14 protein-coding genes are annotated in these 18,582 nt (G+C 61.5%); 7 read left to right on the top strand and 7 right to left on the bottom strand.

Annotated features, from left to right (window positions below; genetic code table 11):
• Positions 1–134: 134 nt before the first annotated feature.
• A complete protein-coding gene (locus ACM3N8_RS05640; protein WP_416015634.1) occupies positions 135–1,514 on the bottom strand; it encodes an MATE family efflux transporter in 1,380 nt (459 codons plus the stop codon).
• A gap of 120 nt (positions 1,515–1,634) precedes the next feature.
• Between ACM3N8_RS05640 and ACM3N8_RS05635 the strand changes: the two genes are divergently transcribed.
• Positions 1,635–2,492 (top strand): helix-turn-helix transcriptional regulator, encoded by an 858-nt coding sequence (locus ACM3N8_RS05635; RefSeq protein ID WP_290021311.1) that lies wholly within the window; start codon positions 1,635–1,637, stop codon positions 2,490–2,492.
• A gap of 68 nt (positions 2,493–2,560) precedes the next feature.
• Complete coding sequence (locus ACM3N8_RS05630) at positions 2,561–4,255, top strand: NAD-dependent malic enzyme (protein WP_274452394.1); 1,695 nt, start codon at positions 2,561–2,563, stop codon at positions 4,253–4,255.
• Positions 4,256–4,377: 122 nt separating this feature from the next.
• On the opposite strand, the gene ACM3N8_RS05625 is transcribed toward ACM3N8_RS05630, so the two are convergent.
• The 4 genes from ACM3N8_RS05625 to ACM3N8_RS05610 form a co-directional block, all read right to left on the bottom strand.
• Positions 4,378–5,436, bottom strand: coding sequence for an OmpA family protein (locus ACM3N8_RS05625; RefSeq protein ID WP_290021309.1), 1,059 nt, complete (start codon positions 5,434–5,436; stop codon positions 4,378–4,380).
• 213 nt (positions 5,437–5,649) lie between these two features.
• Positions 5,650–6,651: a porin OmpAII gene (gene ompAII, locus ACM3N8_RS05620; protein WP_043134609.1), complete on the bottom strand. Its 1,002-nt coding sequence runs from the start codon at positions 6,649–6,651 to the stop codon at positions 5,650–5,652.
• Positions 6,652–7,082: 431 nt separating this feature from the next.
• Positions 7,083–8,102: a porin OmpA gene (ompA, locus tag ACM3N8_RS05615; protein WP_042873650.1), complete on the bottom strand. Its 1,020-nt coding sequence runs from the start codon at positions 8,100–8,102 to the stop codon at positions 7,083–7,085.
• 309 nt (positions 8,103–8,411) lie between these two features.
• Complete coding sequence (locus ACM3N8_RS05610; protein WP_290017267.1) at positions 8,412–9,008, bottom strand: hypothetical protein; 597 nt, start codon at positions 9,006–9,008, stop codon at positions 8,412–8,414.
• Positions 9,009–9,267: 259 nt separating this feature from the next.
• On the opposite strand from ACM3N8_RS05610, the gene ACM3N8_RS05605 reads away from it, so the two are divergent.
• A complete protein-coding gene (locus tag ACM3N8_RS05605; RefSeq protein WP_005298604.1) occupies positions 9,268–9,534 on the top strand; it encodes a helix-turn-helix domain-containing protein in 267 nt (88 codons plus the stop codon).
• Between the two features lie 204 nt (positions 9,535–9,738).
• On the top strand, positions 9,739–11,100 hold the full coding sequence (locus ACM3N8_RS05600; RefSeq protein ID WP_043134613.1) for a sodium-dependent transporter: 1,362 nt from the start codon (positions 9,739–9,741) through the stop codon (positions 11,098–11,100).
• Positions 11,101–11,178: 78 nt separating this feature from the next.
• On the opposite strand, the gene rssA is transcribed toward ACM3N8_RS05600, so the two are convergent.
• Positions 11,179–12,045 (bottom strand): patatin-like phospholipase RssA, encoded by an 867-nt coding sequence (gene rssA, locus ACM3N8_RS05595; RefSeq protein WP_416015629.1) that lies wholly within the window; start codon positions 12,043–12,045, stop codon positions 11,179–11,181.
• 33 nt (positions 12,046–12,078) lie between these two features.
• Positions 12,079–13,635, bottom strand: a complete 1,557-nt coding sequence (locus ACM3N8_RS05590; RefSeq protein WP_416015627.1) for a diguanylate cyclase — start codon at positions 13,633–13,635, stop codon at positions 12,079–12,081.
• 209 nt (positions 13,636–13,844) lie between these two features.
• On the opposite strand from ACM3N8_RS05590, the gene ACM3N8_RS05585 reads away from it, so the two are divergent.
• From ACM3N8_RS05585 to ACM3N8_RS05575, 3 genes are all read left to right on the top strand, one after another.
• Positions 13,845–14,894, top strand: coding sequence for an efflux RND transporter periplasmic adaptor subunit (locus ACM3N8_RS05585; RefSeq protein ID WP_416015625.1), 1,050 nt, complete (start codon positions 13,845–13,847; stop codon positions 14,892–14,894).
• Complete coding sequence (locus ACM3N8_RS05580) at positions 14,894–18,013, top strand: efflux RND transporter permease subunit (RefSeq protein ID WP_290021305.1); 3,120 nt, start codon at positions 14,894–14,896, stop codon at positions 18,011–18,013. Before ACM3N8_RS05585 ends, ACM3N8_RS05580 begins: the two co-directional genes overlap by 1 nt.
• A gap of 94 nt (positions 18,014–18,107) precedes the next feature.
• On the top strand, positions 18,108–18,476 hold the full coding sequence (locus tag ACM3N8_RS05575) for a hypothetical protein (protein WP_043134620.1): 369 nt from the start codon (positions 18,108–18,110) through the stop codon (positions 18,474–18,476).
• The last annotated feature ends 106 nt before the right edge of the window (positions 18,477–18,582 follow it).

The raw sequence follows: 18,582 nt of genomic DNA, 5'->3' as shown, positions 1-18,582 counted from the left end.
CGACTAGGGGACAGGGGCATAATGTCGGTGCACGCGGTGCGCCCTGCCTCTGATTGAAGAGGGGGCCAGCATACTGCAAACGGGGATTTTCTGTCATTGATATGACCCCGCATTTTACCGCTTCCTGCGTCCCCTTATCCTATCACCAGATTTCTGAGCCAGCGGCGCTGGCGGATCCTGCGCTGCACCAGCAGCACCTTGCACAGCTCCTCCAGCAGCACCACGGCCACCACCCAGGAAAGAGGCCAGCCGAGCAGGCTGACCGCCACCCAGGCGAGCGGCAGGCCTATGCACCACATGGCGATGATGTCGATGACTATGCTGTAGTTCACGTCGCCGCCGGAGCGCAGCACCCCGATAATCCCCACCATGTTGAACACCTTGAGCAGCATGCCCAGACACATGATGGCGAGCACCTGGCCCGCTTCCCCCATCAGCTCGCCCGGCAGGTTGCCGACCCACTGCAGCAGCTGGGTCTGCATCAGCCAGACGGCTATCCCCACCAGCAGGGCGCCGATGGGCGCCAGCAGCAGGAACAGCTGGGAGTGCTGCCAGGCTATGTCGTACTCCTCGGCCCCGAGCCGGTGGCCGAGCAGGGTGGAGCAGGCCACCGCCAGCCCGAAGAAGAGGGAGATGAGGATACTCTCGAGCGTCCCCAGCGTGGTCATGATGGCCAGCGAATCCGTGCCCAGATGGGCGTAGAGAAAGCCGTAGAGCAGCATGCCGAAGGCCCAGAGCCCGTCGTGGAACAAGAGCGGCAGGGCGATCAGGGTGAAGCGCACCACCTCCTTGCGCCGAAAGGCGTCCCGCCAGTCCTGTCTGCGCGGGATGAGGCGGGGCTCCTGCCGCCACACATAGGCAAGCAGTAGTGCCGTCTGCAGCAGCCGTGAAATCGTGGTGCCCCAGGCCGAGCCCGCGACCCCCATGGCTTCGAAGCCGAAATTGCCGAAGATGAGGGCATAGTTGAGGATGACGTTGGCTATGATGGCCATGATGCCGATCCGGGTGGGCGCGGCGGCGTTGCCCACCGAACGCAGCGCCGACTCCAGCGGCACGACGATGGCGGTGCAGAGGATGGTGGCGCCTGTGATCATCAGAAACTGGTCGGCGAGGGCGCGCAACTCGGGTTCCTGGCTGGCAAAGCCGAGCACGCTGCCCGGCGCGAGCAGATAGATGAGGGCAAACGGCAGGCTCACCAGCAGTGCGCCGACCAGCGCCAGTGCCAGGGCGCGGCGCACCCCGGCCAGCTCGCCGCGCCCGTAATATTGCGCCGCCAACACCGAGACCCCGCCCGAGAGTCCCGCTATCACCAGCAGATTGAAGAAGAAGACCCGGTTACCCAAGCCGACCGCCGCCACAGCCGTGGTGCCAAGCTGGCTCACCATCATGATGTCGATGAGGCCGAGCAGGGAGAACATCATGGATTGCAGCGACACTGGCAGGGCCAGCCGCCACAGTCGCGTCATGAACTCGCGATCGGTGGTTTGTTTTAAAATCGCTTGCCAATAATTCATTTATGTTAACCGGGTATGTGAAAAGCAAGGTTTGTCATGGGTATGATAGGGGCAGTGGCGAGCGGCTTCACTGTGAGCCCCTCTCGGGTTTCTTGTTCAAAACTATCATGTTGAGGCGTTATGCCATTTGTCAGCGAGTGTCTGGAAATAGCCCCGGCCTGCGAGGAGCGGATGCTGGGCCGTGAAGGGCTGCCCCTGCTCGGTGAGGCGGGCATCTTTCTGACCGGCCTTTCGAACATCCGGGATCACTATCTCATTCGTCGCAACCGGCCCGAGTTTCACATCCTGATGGTGAGTCACGAGGAGGGGGGCGCCCTGCTGACCGATGAGGGGGAGCAGCCGATTCCGGCCGGTTCGCTCATCTTCCTGCCCGCCGCCGTGCCGGGTGGCCTGCGGCTCATTGGCGATCACTGGCAGACCAGCTGGATTTTGCTCGATGACGTGCCGCGCTGGTACCATCTGCACCGGCTCGGCCACCGCATCTGGCAGGGGGATGAGGGGGATCAGCTCTATCACCTGCTCAGCCTGATGCAGGGGGAGGGAGTGCGTTCGCCCCTGCAACCCCAGCTGCTCAGCCTGTTGCTGGCGCTGCTTGAGCGAACCCTGCAAGGGGAGGTGCGCGGCACCCCTGAGCTGAGGTTGCAGGCGCTGTTTCGGCGGGTGGAGGCGCGCCTCGATGAGTCCTGGAGCGTGGCGCTGCTGGCCCGGCAGATGGCCTGCTCTGTGCCCCATCTTCATCGGCTCTGCCAGCAGGTGTTCGGCATGGGGCCCATGGCCTGGCTCACCGGGCTTCGGATGAACAAGGCGCGTCAGCTGCTGCTCTACACCAACTGGCCTCTTGGCGAGCTGGCCAGCCGGGTCGGCTACAGCGATGGCGCCAACTTTGCCAACCGCTTTCGCCGCCTCACTGGTCAGACCCCCGGGGCCTTTCGTCGCCAGGGTCGCAAACCTTTTGCAACGGATGTGCAAACTCTTTGAAATTAATGGCGCAAGCCCATAGGATCGGCGGGTTCCTTTGTCCAGGCCATCGTTTAGGTACCCGATCCATGTTTGAAGATAATAACCAGAAACGCCCCCTCTACATTCCCTACGCCGGTCCCGCCCTGCTGGAGACACCGCTGCTCAACAAGGGCAGCGCCTTCACCAGCGAAGAGCGCAGCAACTTCAACCTCGAGGGTCTGCTACCCCAGAATATCGAGACCATCGAAGAGCAGGCCGAGCGGGCCTACCGCCAGTTCATGGCGTTTGGCAACGACATGGACAAGCACATCTACCTGCGCAACATCCAGGACACCAACGAGACGCTCTTCTACCGTCTACTGCACAACCACCTGACCGAGATGCTGCCGGTCATCTACACCCCGACTGTCGGCAAGGCGTGCGAGGAGTTTTCCAACATCTACCGCCGCGCCCGTGGCCTCTTCATCTCCTATCCGGACAAGGACAGGATCGATGACATGCTGCAAAACGCCACCAAGCAGAACGTCAAGGTGATCGTGGTCACCGACGGCGAGCGCATTCTGGGTCTTGGCGATCAGGGCATCGGCGGTATGGGCATTCCCATCGGCAAGCTGTCGCTCTACACCGCCTGTGGCGGCATCTCGCCGGCTTACTGCCTGCCGGTGGTGCTGGACGTGGGCACCAACAACCAGCAGTTGCTGAACGATCCCTTCTACATGGGCTGGCGCAACCCGCGCATCTCGGGTGAAGAGTACGCCGAGTTCGTAGACGCCTTCATTCAGGCGGTCAAGCGCCGCTGGCCGGAGATATTGCTGCAGTTCGAGGACTTCGCCCAGAACAACGCCATGCCGCTGCTCAACCGCTACAAGAACGAGCTCTGCTGCTTCAATGACGACATTCAGGGCACAGCCGCCGTGACGCTCGGCAGCCTGATCGCCGCCTGCAAGGCCTCCGGCGCCAAGCTCTCCGAGAAGCGGGTCGCCTTCCTCGGGGCGGGCAGCGCCGGTTGCGGCATCGCCGAGCAGATAGTGGCGCAGATGAAGGCCGAAGGGCTGACCGATGCCCAGGCCCGTGGCCGGGTCTTCATGGTGGACCGCTTCGGCCTCATCACCGACAAGATCCCCAACCAGCTCGACTTCCAGCGCCGCCTCTCCCAGCCGGTTGATCGCATCGCCGACTGGCCGGTGGGGGACAACATCTCACTGCTGGAGGTGATGGAGCACGGTCGCCCAGACATACTGATCGGGGTCTCTGGTCAGCCGGGTCTGTTCACCGAAGAGGTGGTCAAGACCATGCACAAGCATTGTGCCCGTCCCATCATATTCCCGCTCTCCAACCCCACCTCGCGGGTCGAGGCGACCCCCGCCGATCTCATCCGCTGGACCGACGGCCAGGCGCTGGTGGCCACCGGCAGCCCGTTTGCACCGGTGGAGTACAAGGGCAAGCGCTACGTCATCGCCCAGTGCAACAACTCCTTCATCTTCCCGGGGATAGGCCTTGGCGTCATCGCCGCCGGCGCCACCCGGGTGACCGATGCCATGCTGATGTCGGCCAGCCGGGCGCTGGCGGAGTGTTCGCCGCTGGTGAAGGGGGCCGAGGGCTCGCTGCTGCCGGATCTGGCGGATATCCATCAGGTCTCCCGCTACATCGCCAAGATGGTGGCCAAGACCGCCATGCTGCAGGGCAAGGCGGTGCAGACCCCGGACGAGGTGATAGAGCAGGCCATAGAAGCGAACTTCTGGCGACCAGAATACCGCCGCTATCGCCGCACCTCCTTCTGATCCTTCGCGCAGAGGAAAAGCAAAAGGGATGCCTCGGCATCCCTTTTTTGTGCACCTTGCACAGGTTTCCCCTTCCGGTGCTTCTCACACGTCTGGCTGCTATCTTCGTTGTTTGGCGCGGCTTATTGCACTACCGGCTCTGCGACGGGGGCCTCGGGGGCGCCCTGGGTGCCGGTGACCCGGACCTCTACCCGGCGATCCGGCCCGAGGCAGTCGATGAGCGCGGCCCTGGCCTTGATGGCATCACACTGGCTGCCGGTGACCGGGTTGCTCTCGCCATTGCCCTGGATGCTGACCTTGTCGGCGGGCAGACCCTTGCCAATCAGGAAGTTGGCGACCGTGCTTGCGCGGGCCTCCGACAGTGCCTGGTTGTTGGCATCCGAACCGATACGGTCCGTGTAGCCCATCACCACTGCGCTGCCATCCTTGGGCTGCACGTCGACTATCTGCTGATAGAGCGACTCCAGTGCCTGCATCCCCTCGGGTTTCAGATCCGCCTTGCCAAACGCAAACAGCACGTCCGAGCTCAGGTTGAAGGTCTGATCCACCGGCTCGGGTGCGGGCGGGGGCGGTGGGACGACAGCAGGGGCAGCGACAGGTTCAACCGGTTTGCTGCGGTTGGGGTGGATCACCAGCTCCAGGGTGGCTGTGCTGATATCGCTGACCCAGCGCTGGGTGCCGCTGTTCAGCTTGTCGTTGTCGGGATCGTCGCCGACCCGGACCATGTAGCGGTAGCGCGCCTGGATGTCGACCCAGTCGTGCAGCTTGGCGGTCAGGCCAAGGCCGGCCAGCGGTGCCAGGTTGTTGTCGCCGCCGTTGACGGACTTGACGTGGTAGATATAACCGCCCCCCTCGGCAAATACCGAGAAGATGTCGCCAAGCGGCAGCCGGCCTATCACCGACAGTGTGGCCCCCTGGCTGCTGAAGTCATTGCCCTGCACGTCCCAGTCACCGGTCGACAGGTAGCCGAGCTCGGCGCCCAGGTTCTCGGTGAAGTTGTAGCCGCCGAACAGGGAGAGTGCGGTGGCGTCCTTGCTCGCATCCTTGCCAAAATCACCCAGATCGTGGGCGATGGCCCAGCCGCCACCGATCCCGGCATACCAATCGTTGTCCGGCGCCGCCTGTGCGCCCGTGGCCGCCAATGCCAATGCAATCCAAACAGGTTTCAGTCTTATGTTCATCGCGTATCCTCGTCGATGTTTGGTGTCGTAGGGCTCCAGCCCTGTTGTGTACAACCACCACTATTTATAGGCGATACAGGGTTTTTAACCACTTAGGTGGTACTTGGAATTGCAACGAGCGGGACGAGGTCACAAAACGGGGAGGATGCGCGGTGATCCCGAGGCAATAAAAAAGGAGGCCATCAGGCCTCCTTCCTATGCCACCTGAGTGACTTACTGTTTCACTTCCTGTACGCCGGTGACGCGCACTTCAACGCGACGATCCGGGGCTAGGCAGGCGATCAGCTGTGCCTTGGCCTTGATGCCATTGCACTGGGTGCCGGTGACCGGGCTGGCTTCGCCACGACCTTCGATGGCGACCTTGCCGGCAGGCAGACCCTTGCCGACCAGGAAGTCGGCCACGGTGCGGGCGCGGGCTTCGGACAGCTTCAGGTTGTAGGCGTCAGAACCGATGCGGTCTGTGTAGCCGACGACCACGGCGCTGCCATCTTTCGGCTGCACGTCGACGATCTGCTGATACAGGGTATTGAGCGCGGCAACCCCTTCCGGCTTCAGGGTGGATTTGCCGAAGGCAAACAGCACGTCCGAGCTCAGAGCGAAGTTCTTGTCGACGACCACGGGCTCAGGAACCGGCTCGGGCGCCGGTGCAGGGACCGGGGCAACATAAGAGGTGCGGTTCGGGTGCATCACCAGTTCCAGGGTGGCCACGCTCATGTTGGTTTCCCAGGTCTTCTGCTCATCACCCAGGTTCCACATGTAGCGGTAGCGGGCTTGCACATCGATGAGGTCGGAGAGCTTGGCGGTCAGGCCCAGACCGGCCAGCGGCGCAGTGCCGTTGTCGCTGTTGCCGTTGCCGTTGACGTGGTTGAAGTAGGCGCCGCCTTCTGCAAACACGGAGAAGATGTCGTTCAGCGGCAGACGGGCAAGACCGGACAGGGTGGCACCCTGGGTCTTGAAGTCAACGCCATCGACGCCACCCTTGCCGGCGTAGAGGTAGCCCAGTTCGGCACCGAAGTTTTCGGTGAAGTTGTAGCCGCCAAACAGGGAGAGCGCGGTGGCGTCCTTGTCAGCGTCCTTGCCAAAGTCGTTCAGGTCGTGGCCATAAGCCCAACCTGCGCCGATACCTGTGTACCAGTCGTTGGCTGCCTGAGCGGTGGAAGTTCCCATGGCCGCGATGGCCAGAGCAATCAGGGCGGGTGCCATTTTCATTTTCATCGTTTTATCCTCGTTGAGTTTGCCGTGCTAGGGCGTACTGCGCACTCTTCAGTTATACCGGTCACAAGTGACAATTCAGCTGCGACCTCCATGGTGAACCACGGCTGGCTTGAATGAAAAAAGAGATGGTTCCTGGATACTCATGAAGTCTTGGCTTCATGGACAACTAACCGGACAAGAAGCACTTTTAATAGTTCATCCAATACCTTACAAGCGGGGTTACTGTATTCTTTTGACTCGCTTTGATCAAGTTTCTGTACAGATATCCAGCGGTAGTGCGGGTTGGAGCGAAAAAGCAGGCCGTGCGGCGGGGGAGAGGGTTTGACAGAAAGTGTCGCGTCTTGCTGCGTTTACCGTCAATCAATGGCAAACGGGAAAACAAAAGGGGATGCCGTGGCATCCCCTTTTCGCATCATCTGAACAGAGTCAGATTATTGCTGAACTTCTTGTACGCCAGAGACGCGAACTTCTACGCGACGATCCGGGGCCAGGCAGGAGATCAGCTGAGCTTTAGCCTTGACGGCGTTGCACTTGGTGCCAGTAACCGGGTTGGCTTCGCCACGACCTTCTACTGCAACCTTGCTGGCAGCCATACCCTTGCTTACCAGGAAGTTGGCAACGGTACGGGCACGGGCTTCGGACAGCTTCTGGTTGTAAGCGTCGGAACCGATGCGGTCGGTGTAACCAACGACAACAGCGTTGCCATCTTTCGGCTGGAATTCAACGATTTGCTGATACAGACCGTTCAGGGCTGCAACGCCTTCCGGCTTCAGGCTGTCTTTGCCAAAGGCAAACAGCACGTCGGAGTTCAGCGCGAAGTTCTTCTCGACAACCTGCGGGGCAGGAGCCGGAGCTTCTTCAACAACAGGAGCCGGAGCCGGCGCTACGTAGGAAGAGCGGAACGGGTGGTATACGGCTTCCAGGGTCGCAACGCTCTGGTTGGACTTGTAGCGTACGTCGTCGGCGTGCAGGTCAGCCACGTCCCACATGTAGCGGTAGCGAGCTTGCAGATCCAGCGCGTCGTTGACCTTGTAGGTCACGCCCAGGCCGGCCAGCGGGGATACTTTGGTATCGCTGGTGCCCATGCCGTCGGTGTGAGCCCAGTAGGCGCCGCCTTCAGCGAAGGCAGAGAAGTCGCCGCCCAGCGGCAGACGAGCGATACCGGACAGGGTGGCACCCTGGTTTTCGTAACGGTTGCCATCGGTGTTGCCACGGCCAGCGTACTGGTAGCCGAATTCGGTACCGAAGTTCTCGGTGAAGTTGTAACCAACGAAGGCGTTGGCAGCAGCCGCGTCTTCTTCGCCAGTGTTCACGCCTTCGATCTTGTTCAGACCGTTGAAGTGGGCAGCACCGACACCGGCACCGAAGTAGATGTCGTCAGCGGCGTGAGCTGCAGTTGCACCCATGGCAGCCATAGCGATGGCGATCAGGGAAGGAGCCATTTTCATCATAAAAAAATCCTCGTTGAGATGGCACGTTGTTCACGTGCTTCGCACTTTTTAATTTATGTAAGCTGCAGGCTCTGCCGAACAACAGCGTTGAGTCTGGCAGGGATCCCGGTTCCATCCGGGAGGCACACATTCCTGGTGCACAAAGCGAGCGGGTGGCAGCGTAAGCAATGCCTTCAACCCTTCACGAACAGCCGATGTCATTCCGATGACGTGGCGCACTCTATGCCGATTTCAAAACATGATCAAGCTCACACATAAGCCATATGGCAAATTGTGTCGTGTGGATAACTGGCTGTTTATCCAAATTAATTAGTGATCCAAATAGGCTCTGTGCAGCTTCTTTTCGAGTTTCATATAGGCCTGAACCCAGTCAGATTGCGCCATGGAGGGAGATTCCCTCGCCTGGAACACCGCCAGATAATCGGCCTCAGTTGCTTCGCACAGTAAGGGTGTGAAGCTGAGCAAAAAATGACGGGCAAGGTAGGGATCGAGGGGCCAGATGTTGAGGATGGCCCTAGCCACGGGCTGAACCGCAGCTGAACAGCGAAAATGGCGGTGACCCGCTTCCAGCCAGAGTGCCATCTCGGCGAGTCCGCTTTCGGGTACCAGACCGCCGTCGCCCTGCTCGTTGGCAAGGGCAAGGCGCTGGCCATTGCCGAGCAGCAGATGTCCGTCTTGTTGCAAGACGCCATCGTGACTGCGCAGGGTCAGCCCTGCCACTGGCTGTTCGAGAAACAGGCTGCTTTTGTCATCGAGCGCAGTCAAAACCGCTGCCGCCTGCTCATGCATGGCGGCTGGCAACCAGAAGGCTTCGGCGCGTGTCTGCTGGCCTTGCATCAACTGGCGGGTGAGTTCTGCAGGTATTGAAACTGGGTGTAAACAGGAGATTATGCCGGGGAGCGCCATGAGTTCCTACTCTTTAGGGATAGCTGGCGGATTATACGAGTTATTCCTGCAGCAACAATAAAGGTTTCTTTTCGAGACTGTTTACCTGAGGCGGTTGAGCGATTACCATCCCCGATGTTTGCAAGGGTTGTCGTCGAAAGACGCTGATTAAAGATAGAGGCTCGACCATAACGAGTCCGTTCAAAACTGATACACTTGACTACGAGTCGTCGCGAAAAATAAAGGTGGAGTCAATCCGCCGTACGGAGTATGGAACAATATGAATTCAAATATCGTAACTGTTGGTAAGAAGATCCGTCAGATCCGTGAAGCGGTCGGTTTGAGCCGTCCCAAGTTTGCCGATCTGCTGGGCGTTCCCCCGACCACCCTGAAGAACTATGAACTGGGTTATCGTGAAGTAGGTGGCGCCTTCCTGGTGGCACTGGCTCACCACCCTGAGCTGCACAAGTTCACCCTCTGGCTGCTGGCTGACAAGAAAGTCGCCGAAATTGGCCAGATCGGTCCGGACGATATTGCCAAGGCTTGATTTAATTGGGCTTTGACAAAAATGCCGCCATTGAGGCGGCATTTTTTTATCCATCAAATAACCACTTCATTTAATTAAATTTGGCTAAGTGTGCTCTCACCAAGGCTTTTCACGAAAATACCTTGGCAAGTCGGATTAATCCTCAGAAAATTCCTGCCCTAAAATCAGGGTTATCCTTCGCATGATGCGCACAGTGAGACAAGCATGAGTCAAATCCTTCCCCAGGCCAGAGATGGCTTTACCAGTAAATTCGGTGTCCTTGCCGCCACCCTGGGTTCAGCCGTCGGGCTGGGCAATATCTGGAAATTTCCCTACCTGACGGGTGAAAACGGCGGCGCCGGTTTTCTGCTGGTCTATGTGATTGCCACCCTGCTGGTGGGGCTGCCGGTGATGATTTCCGAGATCATGCTGGGTCGCAAGGGCAAGGCCGATGCGGTGACCACCCTGAGCAAGCTGGGTCCCAAGGGACAGCCCTGGTGGCTGATCGCCCTGATGGGAGTGGTCGCGGCCTTCCTCATCATGTCCTTCTATTCCGAAGTGGCGGCCTGGGTGTTCGCCTATATCTTCAAGGCCATCAGCGGCGAGATACTGTCGACCGACCCTGCGGTCACGGGCGCGGCCTTCAATGCACTCATCACCAACCCGCTGCAGAGCCTGCTCTGGCAGTGGCTGGTACTGGCGCTGATGGGAGGCATACTGCTGATGGGGGTCTCCAAGGGGATCGAAGCGGTCACCAAGAAGCTGATGCCGGTGCTCTTCATCCTGCTGCTGGTGATAGGCATTCGCAGTCTGACCCTGCCAGGGGCGAGCCAGGGTCTGCATTTTCTGTTCTCACCGGACTTTTCCAAGATCACCGCCGGCGTGGTGCTGACCGCCATGGGGCTGGCCTTCTTCAAGCTCTCCATTGGCATGGGTTGCATGATGACCTATGGCAGCTACTTCCGGGATGATCAGAACATTCCGCTCACCACCTTCCGGGTGATGTGCGCCGATCTGTTCGTCTCCATGCTGGCGGGGATCGCCATCTTCCCGGCCGTGTTCGCATTCGGGTTCGAGCCCTCCGCCGGCCCCTCCCTGCTGTTCATCACCATTCCGGCTGTGTTTGCCAGCATTCCGTTCGGTCACCTGTTCATGGTGTTGTTCTTCGTGCTATCCGCCATCGCGGCGACGGGCGCCATGCTCTCCATTCTGGAAGTGCCTGTCTCTGTGGTGTCAGAGCGTTTTCACATGAGCCGTCCCAAGGCGACCCTGCTCAACCTGCTGGTGCTGGGCGCGGTCGGTTCGACCTGCGCACTCTCCAACAGCTCGCTGGCGGAGGTGCAGATCGCCGGCAAGACCTTCTTCGACCTGTTCGACTTCGTCTCCTCCAACGTATTGATGCCTCTTGGCGGTATCTTCCTCTGCCTGTTCGTGGGCTGGGTGTGGGGCTTTGAGCGGATGAAGGAGGCGCTGACCAACGGCGGTGAACTGGAGCTGGCGATCCTCAAGCCGCTGTTCTTCATCATTCGTTATGTGTCGCCGCTGCTGATCCTGATCGTCATGCTCAAGGGGCTGGGGTTGTTCTGATGGCTTGCCGCCACAAGAAAGCAAAAAGAGCGCCGTTGGCGCTCTTTTTTTATGGGCTCGTCAGCTTGGCACCCGGCGTCATATCAAGCCGAGGCGGGAGAGCTCCTCCTTGAGCTGCTCCACGTTGCGCTCGACACAGGCCTCCCCCTCGTTGATGGCATCGCCCGCCCGGTGAAAGTCCATGATGGAGAAGCTGCCAAGGCGCGGGCAGAGCTGGATCTCGGGGGGATCCCCCGCCATTCGGGCGCGGGTGATCCGCTCTTGCATTATGTTGATGGAGCCGGTCATCACGCTCCACATGCCGGGGGTGTTGGGGCCCTCACCCCGGTTGAACCACTGGCTGAAGCGGTTGCCGCTGACGGGCTCGTCCGGTTCGTCGGTCCAGGGCTGGTGCATATCGGCGTTGAGGTTGACGGCGATCACCACCTCGGCCCCCATGGCGCGGGCCAGCGAGATGGGCACAGGGTTGACCACGGCGCCATCCACCAGCCAGCGATCCTCGACCAGGGTGGGGGTCAGTATGCCGGGCATGCCACAGGAGGCGCGCACGCACTGGCGCAGCGGCCCCTGTTGCAGCCAGATCTCGCGACCTGTATCCAGCTCGGTGGCGACGCAGGCGAAGGGCAGCGGCAGGCTCTCGATGGCGGGATCGCCTAAGTGATTGGCGGCGATGCCGAACACCTTTTCACCGCGAAACAGGCCGCCGGAGAGGGCGGGATCGAGCAGGCCGACCACCTGCAGCCGGCTGAAGCCGCGCACCCAGGACTCCAGCGTGTCCAGCTCGCCCGCGGCATAGGCGGCGCCGACGAAGCTGCCGATGGAGCAGCCGGCCACCAGATCCGGTTTGACGCCGAGCCGCTCCAGCGCCCGTATGATGCCGATGTGCGCCCATCCTCGGGCAGCGCCACTGCCCAGAGCCAATCCCACGCGGGGTTTTCGTGACACTTTGTCTCTCCTGAGGTGAGTGAGGCGTTCAGCTTACCCGGTGTTTTTTGCGCCGTCATCCTGCCAGCGTTCACTGCGGTTGCGACCGTTGGCCTTGGCCCGATAGAGGGCCACGTCCGCCCGGCGGATCGCCTCCTGCAGCTGTGTCTCGGGGGCGCAGTGGTGATAGCCCAGACTGACGGTGACCGCCAGGGTGGGCGCAATCTCGTCCCACGGATGGCGGGCTATCTGCAGGCGCAACCGCTCGGCCAGCTGATCCAGCGGCTCGGATCCCTTGGCAACCAGCAGCAAAAATTCCTCGCCACCCCAGCGGATCAGGGCATCCTCTTTTCTGGTCTGGCCCTGGCAGAGCCTGACCAGCTGGATCAGCACCCGATCGCCGACTTCGTGACCAAAGCGGTCGTTGACCAGCTTGAAGTGATCGCAATCGAACATGATCACCCCGACGCCGCGCGCCCTGGCATGGGCTCGGGCCTGTTCAAATTCGTCGAAGTAGTGGCGGTTGAAGGCGCCGGTCAGGGCATCGTGGTTGGAGAGATAGTCCAGCTGCCGGTTCAGGCGGTGGGACTTGAGGCTGGAGAGCGCCGCCAGCACCATGAAGAGGATGGCGATCAGGGTCGGGGCCGATTGCCAGAGCAGGGCCTGCAACAGGGAGAGCAGCGGGATGCGATGGATCAGGGTGAGCCCGGTATCGGGAATGGCGTGGACCAGTTGAAAGGCGCCCTGGCGCCATTGGTAGCTATCCCGTTCGGCCTGGAACTTTGGGACAAAGTCAGCTCCCTGATGGTTGCTGGCCAGGATCTGCTGATGCTGATTGACCAGAAACAGGCTGCCTATGCCGGGTGTGGACTCATCCAGCAGCTGTTCGAGCCGCGAGAGCAGCACATCTATGCTGATGACGCCCACCAGCACCTGATCCTTCACTATGGGTTGCGACAGTGAGATCATCTGTCCCTCCCCGGCAAAGTCCTCATAAGGGCGCGATACGATGGCGCGCTGGCTGGGGTTTTGTTGTTTCAGGGCATCCTGCCAGTAGGATTTCAGATAGATGGCGCGATGAAAGCGAAACTGGCTGGAGGGGATCCAGGGGTAGAGGTAGATGAAGTCATCCACCCCTGTGAAGTAGATCCAGGCAACCTTGTCCCCCAGCAGCTTGTTGGTGGTGGAGAGCAGGGGGGAGAGGCTCAGCGCCAGGTGCAGTCTGGCTTCCCGCTCGCTGCCCCGGGCGGGCAGCTGGCCCAGGCCGGTCAGATTGCCGCTGAGCCCCTCGGGCAGGTTGCCGGGCACCTTGTCCAGCGAAAACCCCTTATCTGGCGAGGCTTGCAGGGCGCCATAGAGCTGGCGGGTCAGCGCCGACTGCGGATTGCTGCGCAGTCGCTCCTCGGCCTGGCCGCGCATGGCCTCGAGAAAGGTCTCCATCTGCTGAAACTGGGATCGCAAGCGGGCGGCCGTGTTGAGGGTGTCGCGCTCATAGAGTTCGGTGACATGTTTCAGGGTCTGCTGAATCGTGAGGGTCAGCAGCAGTGTGACGACGGCGCCAAGCAGCCATTGCAGTTTGTGTGTGACGAGAGCGGGGCGTGGTGCAGGCATAGGCGGTGGGGCTGGGTCTGGGCGGTTCGGTTCATCAGTGTAGGGCAGAACTGTCAGGAACGTCTCCTGTGGATCCGGTTTAGGTGATCTTCCACCGCTGCTGTTACGTTTTGTCACATTTATACATAGTCACGGCATAGTCAGGGGGTAACATTGTACCCATCATTGATGAAGTGCCCCCCTTTTCTCTTAATTTCATGGATTGCTTGATGAAAATGCGTATGTGGCTGTCGATAGCCTGTCTCTCCCTGCTGATGTCGGGTGTCTGGTATTACCGTAACAACGAACCTGCCAGCAAACCCCAGCCCCGCCAGGTCAATATCAGGGCGCAGACAGTTAAGCAGAGCCTGGCCGAACCCACCATCAAGCTGGTGAGCAAGCTGGCGGCCAACCGCTCCGTGGTGATAAGCCCCGAGGTGACAGGTCGCATCGTCAAGATAGCGGTGCGCTCCGGCCAGCAGGTCAAGCGGGGCGATACCCTGATCGCCCTGGATACGGGCAAGCAGCTCGCTGAGCTCGCGGAGCAAAACGCCAGCGTGCGCGACGAGGCCCGCAAGCTGCGGGACATGCGCCGGCTGGTGGCGCGCGGTGCCATCACTACCTCAGAGCTGGAAGGGCAGGAGGCCATAGTGGCCCAGGCCCAGGCCCGCGCCGATGCGGCCAAGTACGAGTTGTCGCTGCGCACCCTGCAGGCGCCGTTTGACGGCACCGTCAGCCTGATCGATCTGAGTGAAGGGGCCCTGGTCAACAGCGGCGATACCCTGCTCCATCTCGATGAGCTGGCCAAGCTGCGGCTCGATCTGGCGGTGCCAGAGCGCTATCTCTCCCTGCTGCGTCCCGGCATGGCGGTGACGGCGACCAGCTCGGCCTGGCCGGACCAAGCGTTCAGCGGCGTGCTGGAGACGCTCGACAGTCGGGTGTCCAACGATACCCAGAACATCAAGGCGCGCGTCATCATCCCCAATCCCGATGGTCAGCTGCGGCCCGGCATGCTGCTCAACGTCGAGCTCTCCCTGCCACCCCAGAAGATGACCCTGATCCCGGCCCAGTCGGTGGAGTATGCCGGCGCGCAACGCTTCGTCTATCGCCTGGAGGCGGACGGTCGGGTGACGCGGGTGTCCGTGGTGCTGGGGGATACCCATGGCGAGGAGGTGTGGGTCACCGAGGGCCTGAAGGTCGGCGATCGCATCGCGGTCGAGGGGCTGGTCAATCTGCGTGACGGTGCCAGTGTGCACGATCTGGCGGAGGTAAAAGGCTGATGTGGCTCTCCGATATTTCTGTCCGCCGCCCGCTGGTGGCCGTGGTAGTGAGCGCCCTGCTGACCGTGTTCGGTCTGGTGGCCTTCAGCAAGCTGACGGTGCGGGAGATGCCGGACGTGCAGATCCCGTCCGTTTCCATTTCCACCACCTATGAGGGGGCGGCACCCGCCGTCATGGAGAGTCAGGTCACCAAGCCCATCGAGGATCAGCTCTCCGGCATCAGCGGCATCAAGAACATCAACTCTGTGACCCGCAAGGGGCGCTCCGTCATCACTGTGGAGTTCAAGCTCGGCTGGAACATGGTGGAGGGCACCTCGGATGTGCGTGACGCCATCTCCCGCGCCCGCCCCAGGTTGCCGGATGACGTGGATGAGCCCATGGTCACCAAGGACAACGGCAACGGCGACGTGGCGGTCTGGCTCAACTTCAGCAGCACCCAGATGGACCGTACCGCCATGACCGACTACGCCAACCGCGTGCTGGTCGATCCCCTGAGTCTGGTGGACGGGGTGAGCGAGGTGGCTCTCTCCGGCGATCTGACCCAGGTGATGTACGTGCGGCTGCGCCCCGCCGACATGGCGGCCCGTGGCATCACGGTGGCGGACGTGCAGGACGCCCTCAAGCGCGAGAACATAGAGCTGCCGGGCGGCGAAATTCGCAACAACAGCATGACGATGGCGGTGCAGATCGCCCGTCTCTACCACACGGCTGCCGATTTTCAGGCGCTGCAGGTGCGCACCGCCGACAACGGCCAGAGCATCTACCTGGCGGATATCGCCGACGTGGAGGTGGGCGCCAAGAACGAAGACAGCGCCTACCAGCGCAACGGCCGCGAGAGCCTGGGGATAGGCATAGTGGCCCAGTCCACCGCCAACCCGCTGGCGGTGGCGCAGGGGGTCGAGAAGAAGATGGCCGAGATGCAGCGCTTCCTGCCGGAGGGGGCCACCCTGGAGATTGACTACGACTCCACCATCTTCATCAAGCAGGCCATCGACGAGGTGTACGAGACGCTGGCCATCTGCGCCGTGCTGGTGGTGGCCGTGCTCTACCTGTTCCTGGGGCAGGGGCGTACCACTTTGATCCCGGCCATCACAGTGCCTGTGTCGCTCATCTCGGCCTTCATCGGTGCCTGGTATCTTGGTTTTTCCATCAACCTCATCACACTGCTCGCCCTTATTCTCGCCATCGGTCTGGTGGTGGATGACGCCATAGTCGTGGTGGAGAATATCCACCACCACCTGCAACGGGGCGAGCCACCGCTGCTGGCGGCCTGGCACGGCACCCGCGAGGTGGGTTTTGCCGTGGTGGCGACCACGGCCGTGCTGGTGATGGTGTTCGTGCCCATCGCCTTCATGGATGGCATGGTGGGGCGGCTCTTTACCGAGTTCGCCATCCTGCTCTCCCTGGCTGTGCTCTTCTCCTCCCTGGTGGCACTGACCCTGACTCCGGCCATGGGCTCCTGGCTGATGCGCTCGGTCGACAAGCCCAACGTGCTGACGGCGGCGCTCGATCGCGGCCTCGGCTGGGTGGAGAAGCACTATCGCAATCTGCTGGGCTGGGTGCTGCGCCGCTCGGCCTGGACTCCGCTGGTGCTGCTGCTCTGCCTCGGCGGCATCGGCGCCCTGTTTGGCCAGCTGCCCACCAGTCTGACCCCGACCGAGGATCGGGGCGTGCTCTATGTGTTCGTGAAAGGGGCCGAGGGCACCAGCATAGAGCGGATGAAGCGCAACATGCAGCAGGTGGAGGCGGCCATCATGCCGCTGCTGGGCAAGGGGGTGGTGCAGGCCATGAGCTTCAGCACCCCGGCCTTCGGCCGTGGCGGCGATCAGACCGGGATGGCGATCATCCAGCTCACCGACTGGGCCGAGCGGGACGAAACCGCCACCGAGTTTGCCCAGTCCCTGAGCGGGCGGCTGGCCGGCATTCCCGACGTGATGATCCGCACCTTCCAGCCGGGCTTTCGCGGTGGCTCCACTGCGGCGGTGCAGTTCGTGCTGCAGGGCTCGGACTATGCCGAGCTCTATCAGCAGGGGCTGGCCCTGAAAGAGGCGGCGGCCCAGAGCGGCCTGATGGTGACGCCGGATCTCGACTACGCCGAGAAGACCCCCGAACTGCAGGTGACCATAGAGCGGGACAGAGCCAGCCAGCTCGGCATTCCGGTGTCGACCGTGGCCAGCTCGCTGCAGGCTCTGCTCGGCGGCGTCAGCCAGACCACCTATGTGGACAGGGGCGAGGAGTACGACGTCTATCTGCGCGCCAATCAGCGCGACTTCAACGGCGTGTCCGATCTCAGCCGCATCTATCTCAAGGCCGCCAGTGGCGAGATGGTGAGTCTCTCCACCCTGGCGACCGTCACCCAGGTGGCGAGCCCGCAGCGGCTCAACCACTACCAGCGGCAGAAGGCGGTGACCCTGACCGCCGATCTGGCGCCGGATCGCACCCTGGGCGAGGCGCTGGACTTCCTCGACGGCTGGGCCAGCGCCAATCTGCCGAGCGGCATGACGGTGGATTATGCCGGCGAGTCCAAGGACTACCGCGACAACCAGGGCGAGATGGTGATGGTGTTCGCCCTGGCCCTGCTGGTGGTCTATCTGGTGCTGGTGGCCCAGTTCGAGAGCATGCTGACCCCGGCTGTGGTGATGGTGACAGTACCACTCGGCATCTTCGGCGGTCTGCTCGGCCTCTGGCTGACGGGGCAGGAGATGAGCATCTACAGCCAGATAGGCATGATCATGCTGATCGGCATGGTGACCAAGAACGGCATCCTGATCGTGGAGTTCATCAACCAGCTGCGCCAGCGTGGCGAGGCCTTCGACGAGGCCATCATAGCCGGCTCGGTGCGCCGTCTGCGCCCCATACTGATGACCTCGCTGACCGCCATTATCGGCGCCGTGCCGCTGATGGTCTCCATGGGGGCGGGTTATGAGAGCCGGATGGCTGTGGGGACAGTGGTCTTCTTCGGGCTCTCCTTGGCGACCCTGGTGACCCTGGTGATGGTGCCTGCCATCTATCATCTGCTGGCCAAACGGGCGGGCATGACGGGGGCGCGGGATCTGCTGGTGGATCAGGCGCTGGCGGCCCAGTCGGCGGTCAAGAGTCAGGACAAACCGGCGGCCTGATACCTACACCCATATAGGTGAAAGACGCAGAAAGCAGATGGCATCACCCCAGCGTGCGGTTAATATGTAGCCAGTTTTAACGCTGAGGTGAGCTATGTTGCCATCTGCTATCTATGAACCGCTGCCCTTCGCTTATATGGGCAGCGGTTTGCTGTTGTTGGGGGTTGCCGATCATCCGGGCCTGCTGTTGGCCGGACTGGCATTCTATCTGGCCGGATCCCTGGCCTGGTTCAGACGCAGTGCCTACCGTCGCCCCGACAAGCCAGTGGTGCGAAAGCAGGGCTGGCCGCTGTGGCTCTACGAGAGCCGCCCGTTCGCGCTGATCCTGCTGGGCTTGCTGATGCTGCGCCTCGCGACCCACCCCATCTTCCTGGCGCCGGCGCTGGTCTGGTGCCTGCTCGGTGGTTATCAGCTGCTGCAGCGCCACTACAGCCGTATAGTGCTGGCCCGCGTCCTGGCCTGATCCCGCTGAACCCGCGTTATTGAGGCGAGTCCGTCACTGGCTCGCCTTTTCCTCGTGCTCTGTGGGGGCAAAAAGCCATCGCCCCCGCTTCGCTCTGCCGGTATAA

The organism is Aeromonas sp. A04 (assembly GCF_047780465.1).
GTDB lineage: Bacteria > Pseudomonadota > Gammaproteobacteria > Enterobacterales > Aeromonadaceae > Aeromonas > Aeromonas bestiarum.
Note: the sequence above shows the minus strand (reverse complement) of the source record. Positions and strands in the feature narration are given on the sequence as shown.

What these genes read in the sequence shown, in the direction of transcription:
- ACM3N8_RS05640 (WP_416015634.1), bottom strand. Translation starts at nt 1,514, where the DNA reads ATGAATTATTGGCAAGCGATTTTAAAACAAACCACCGATCGCGAGTTC.
- ACM3N8_RS05635 (WP_290021311.1), top strand. Translation starts at nt 1,635, where the DNA reads ATGCCATTTGTCAGCGAGTGTCTGGAAATAGCCCCGGCCTGCGAGGAG.
- ACM3N8_RS05630 (WP_274452394.1), top strand. Translation starts at nt 2,561, where the DNA reads ATGTTTGAAGATAATAACCAGAAACGCCCCCTCTACATTCCCTACGCC.
- ACM3N8_RS05625 (WP_290021309.1), bottom strand. Translation starts at nt 5,436, where the DNA reads ATGAACATAAGACTGAAACCTGTTTGGATTGCATTGGCATTGGCGGCC.
- ompAII (WP_043134609.1), bottom strand. Translation starts at nt 6,651, where the DNA reads ATGAAAATGAAAATGGCACCCGCCCTGATTGCTCTGGCCATCGCGGCC.
- ompA (WP_042873650.1), bottom strand. Translation starts at nt 8,102, where the DNA reads ATGATGAAAATGGCTCCTTCCCTGATCGCCATCGCTATGGCTGCCATG.
- ACM3N8_RS05610 (WP_290017267.1), bottom strand. Translation starts at nt 9,008, where the DNA reads ATGGCGCTCCCCGGCATAATCTCCTGTTTACACCCAGTTTCAATACCT.
- ACM3N8_RS05605 (WP_005298604.1), top strand. Translation starts at nt 9,268, where the DNA reads ATGAATTCAAATATCGTAACTGTTGGTAAGAAGATCCGTCAGATCCGT.
- ACM3N8_RS05600 (WP_043134613.1), top strand. Translation starts at nt 9,739, where the DNA reads ATGAGTCAAATCCTTCCCCAGGCCAGAGATGGCTTTACCAGTAAATTC.
- ACM3N8_RS05590 (WP_416015627.1), bottom strand. Translation starts at nt 13,635, where the DNA reads ATGCCTGCACCACGCCCCGCTCTCGTCACACACAAACTGCAATGGCTG.
- ACM3N8_RS05585 (WP_416015625.1), top strand. Translation starts at nt 13,845, where the DNA reads ATGAAAATGCGTATGTGGCTGTCGATAGCCTGTCTCTCCCTGCTGATG.
- ACM3N8_RS05580 (WP_290021305.1), top strand. Translation starts at nt 14,894, where the DNA reads ATGTGGCTCTCCGATATTTCTGTCCGCCGCCCGCTGGTGGCCGTGGTA.
- ACM3N8_RS05575 (WP_043134620.1), top strand. Translation starts at nt 18,108, where the DNA reads ATGTTGCCATCTGCTATCTATGAACCGCTGCCCTTCGCTTATATGGGC.